The following is a 3,698-nucleotide window of genomic DNA, read 5'->3' on the forward strand; positions in this document are numbered from 1 at the left end:
CCTATTTATTCAATAAGTCGATGATTAATAATAAATTGATCGTTTATTATGATGCTGTATATATGCCAGTTATGTTGATTGACTTGTTACACGGCGTTTACATCTGCCACTGTTCAACAGGTTAACCACTCTCAACTATTCGACCCCAGTCTAGGTTTAAAATATCGGCAGAGATTTAAGAATAGCTATGTTATGCGTATTCAACGCATCATTTAGTGTTAGTAAATTATTATTTATAAAAATAATTTTTATTGTTATGACATGGTAGTAACCAAATTTTCTAACCAATTAACTACTTTTGACACTATTACCGCTAATTAATCTTCTAGAAATTGAAATTAACTTCCCCTATTAGCTCATTCAATAAACTCTATAATTTGCGTTCTAAGGCTATTTATATGTTTTGTAGTAGGGTTGTATAGGTTGGTGCCTTAAAGTGGCTGTATGAGGCTTAGAATGCGTTATATGATGTGTCTAGAAGTTGGTTTATGCTTTATGTGTATTTGTATGCGTTTTTAAGCCCACTTTGCCTATTGTAGTAGGGTTGTATAGGTTGGTGCCTTAAAGTGGCTGTATGAGGCTTAAAATAGAATATAGAGCTACTGCCAATCACCCTCTTTGATTTTTATTTAAAACTTATTTGTCTTATTAAAGTGTTGTCATTTTGACTACGCTGCTTGCTCAAATTGACTAAGCAGCGGTTCATTTTGACTGTGCCGTTAGATTGCCCCACCTTGACCAACTTTAGCCACTTTATACTCTTGACCATTTAGTGTAATAGTTTGATTTAGACTGGCATTGTCTAAAAATTTTATTAAGGTCTGATCTACAATTTCAGTATCTTTTTCGTCACGCCATTTTTGTCTTATCATGCGTTTGGTGAAAATCATTGTTGAATCGTTATTTTTAAGGGTCACCGTATTTAACATAGCCATATTCAATCCTTATAAAATTTAGGTTCAACTACGTATATATTATCCAAATCTTTATTTCAGCAATTTTTCAATGTTGTTTAGTAAATCTATTTTAATAGGTGTGAAAAAGCTGCTCAAGGCAGCTTCTCTTTACTACATTCAACTATAATCGTAGTGGTATTGATGGATTGATCCACCTTCACCAAATCAGATATCACTACTGTGGTTGGTGGTTGCCATTGCATTAAGCAGCCTAAAACCAATGCTAATATTTTTAATTTCGAATCACTCATACCTATTCCTTTTTTATTGTCGGTATAGGTATTTAGTGATTTTAAAAACTTAGGTTTTTTGAGTGATTTTAACCACTCGTGGTTGACGAGCTGCTCTAGTGATATTGAATGAGCTATTGGCAAATCTTTCGGGCAGTAGAGCTTTTTGCTCTGACTTACATAGATAGGATGCCCTAATCACAGCATCATCAAATTCAGTCTTAAGGTCGTGCCAAAAAAGCTCTTTAAAGCTTTCACCATTATTCACTAGACACTTTTTCGATCTAACTTTGAGAAATCCACAGCTTGTAGTGTGCTCACCATCTGCACTTGTCATAGTGAAATCATTTTCAATAGTCAAAGATTGAATACCATTGATACGATTGAAAGCCTTATTTGCTAATATTGAAATCTCTCTCCAATTATACCTTTTGTGATCAATATCAACGATCAAGATGATATGCACATGGTTGTACCTGATTGTCAGATGGGAGTTTTCAGGATCACCCCAACGATAATTTGGATTTTCAATATCTTTAGCTTCGATGCTGTAGATCATCTCGATCTTTGGCAATCGTCTAGAACGTAGCTTCTCTCTTCTTTCGCTATTTTCAGCTTTACGCCATTCAGATTCAAACTTCTCTTTGAATGCTTGAATAAACTTACTTGGCAATATGTCGAAGTCTTCGATAGGGCATACAAAATGCATCATTCTAGGATTAATCATTTGCTTCTGTGCCCTAGACAGCACCTTAAGCATTGAATCTAGATTATTCGATATATCAGCTTTACTACTAATCACTACCCCTTTATATAACTTGGTTCCAATAGATGTAGAAATAGTCTTCCTCCTTTAGTTAAGTTTGTTTGGTAATCATTGTTATCGAATGTTCTCTATTAGATGCATGTATCTACCTTAAGAGTATGTTCTATCACCTTACAGATAAGATGCGCCATAACCTCAGGCAATAGCTCCCCCATAAGCATCATTTCGGTGAAATGTGCTAAACCAATGCAAATAGTGGGCTACAAAGGCATTTTTAGAGTAGTTTGATAACGTAAAAATGATGGAATTTGAATAAAAACTGCAGCATTTTTTCTTCTGCTAAGTGTGTTTTTTACTGATCCCGAATGGCAAGCTTACACTAATCATTAACCACAGTAAATATTTTTACACAAAGTAAAACAAATCAAATTTTAAATCCAACTTCTTCCAAGTATGGCAACCACTGTTCAACGTAGAAATTATCCTCAAGTTTAGCTGCAATTTGATCCTTGTAATCTTCATTGCTAGCACCAACAGCAGCCATAAAATGACTTTGAAATTTTGATGAACGACTGAGTTTGTCACTAAACATCTCAATCTGTTTTTCTGTTAATGGTGCTGTATATTTAATTCCAACCTGCTCTATTTTTTTCTTTTCAGTAATTTTCAACTGTATATGGGTAATTGTCCGCCCCTCTTTAAATTGGACATAGTCTATGCTTAGGTCTGTCTTGGTATTAATTTCTTTGAGTGCTTTATCTAGTACGTTTGCTTTGAATAAGCTCATCGTCTTGTACTCATTAACTCCCACACCCAAGATTTCTCTCAATTCATCAACACCATATTTCTTAGACTGCCCAACACTTCCCCACTTCATAGCCAACTCATAAACTCTGATCGAATATTTACTTTTAAAAGCTGCGATCTGATTCAATAAATACTTAGTAAAATTCTCTTCTAGCTTACTAATCATTCGAATAACAGTTGGTGTGAAGAACATAATCACATACCCTTTGTTGTCCATATAACTTGCTTTGTAAATCCATCGTTCTTTGAATCGTTCATTCAATTCGTGATCGTAGTAGCTAAACTGTCTGTCAAATAAAGTATTAACTGCTGCTTGCAGTGATTCATATGCTGTACTGCTATTTACACCAAAATGCTTAATATAACTTTGTACTGATACTTTGACTGGTGTTTCAAAAGTCAATTCTTCTAGTTCTCTCGCTTCTGTAATTCCCAGTAAAACTAGACGTTGCTCTACTAATGACAAATAGAACCCTGCCTCAATTAAGGCGTTATCCTTCACAATTAATTTATTTTTAGTGCTCATTTTTTCTTAACTCAAGCTGATAGCACCATCATAAAGATAGTTCAAAAATATTACTATCTAAATTGTCGGAAAAACTATTCATATGAAGACTTATCCACTCGGAAAAACTATTCATATTACTCGGAAAAACTATTCATATGGTCTCTGAAAGCCTTATACAGCAAGGCATAGCGAGGAGCTTAAAAGCATTTAAAAGCTTTAATTCTAAAAGAAGAAGATTTCTTGTTAAAAAACTGTAGTGAAAATTGACTGCAATTATCTGCACCTACCTTTAAATTAAACTATCCCTATTTATTCAATAAGTCGATGATTAATAATAAATTGATCGTTTATTATGATGCTGTATATATGCCAGTTATGTTGATTGACTTGTTACACGGCGTTTACATCTGCCACTGTTCAACAGGTTAACC

Annotated in this window: 3 protein-coding genes; all 3 read right to left on the reverse strand. The window is 34.1% G+C overall.

Annotation, left to right across the window (positions count from 1 at the left end; genetic code table 11):
* Positions 1-719: 719 nt before the first annotated feature.
* The 3 genes from CYK47_RS15050 to repM all read right to left on the reverse strand — a co-directional run bounded on the left by CYK47_RS15050 (position 720) and on the right by repM (position 3,285).
* Positions 720-935: a hypothetical protein gene (locus tag CYK47_RS15050; RefSeq protein WP_122902582.1), complete on the reverse strand. Its 216-nt coding sequence runs from the start codon at positions 933-935 to the stop codon at positions 720-722.
* A 321-nt stretch (positions 936-1,256) separates the two neighbouring features.
* Positions 1,257-1,898: a hypothetical protein gene (locus tag CYK47_RS15055; protein WP_164709234.1), complete on the reverse strand. Its 642-nt coding sequence runs from the start codon at positions 1,896-1,898 to the stop codon at positions 1,257-1,259.
* A gap of 478 nt (positions 1,899-2,376) precedes the next feature.
* Positions 2,377-3,285, reverse strand: coding sequence for a replication initiation protein RepM (repM, locus tag CYK47_RS15060; protein ID WP_122902584.1), 909 nt, complete (start codon positions 3,283-3,285; stop codon positions 2,377-2,379).
* Positions 3,286-3,698 lie beyond the last annotated feature (413 nt).

Source organism: Acinetobacter sp. B51(2017), assembly GCF_003711395.1.
Classification (GTDB): Bacteria; Pseudomonadota; Gammaproteobacteria; order Pseudomonadales; family Moraxellaceae; genus Acinetobacter.

Bases quoted from the DNA above. Each gene is read 5' to 3' on its own strand.
- repM (WP_122902584.1), bottom strand. From the start codon at position 3,285: ATGAGCACTAAAAATAAATTAATTGTGAAGGATAACGCCTTAATTGAG.
- CYK47_RS15050 (WP_122902582.1), bottom strand. From the start codon at position 935: ATGGCTATGTTAAATACGGTGACCCTTAAAAATAACGATTCAACAATG.
- CYK47_RS15055 (WP_164709234.1), bottom strand. From the start codon at position 1,898: ATGATGCATTTTGTATGCCCTATCGAAGACTTCGACATATTGCCAAGT.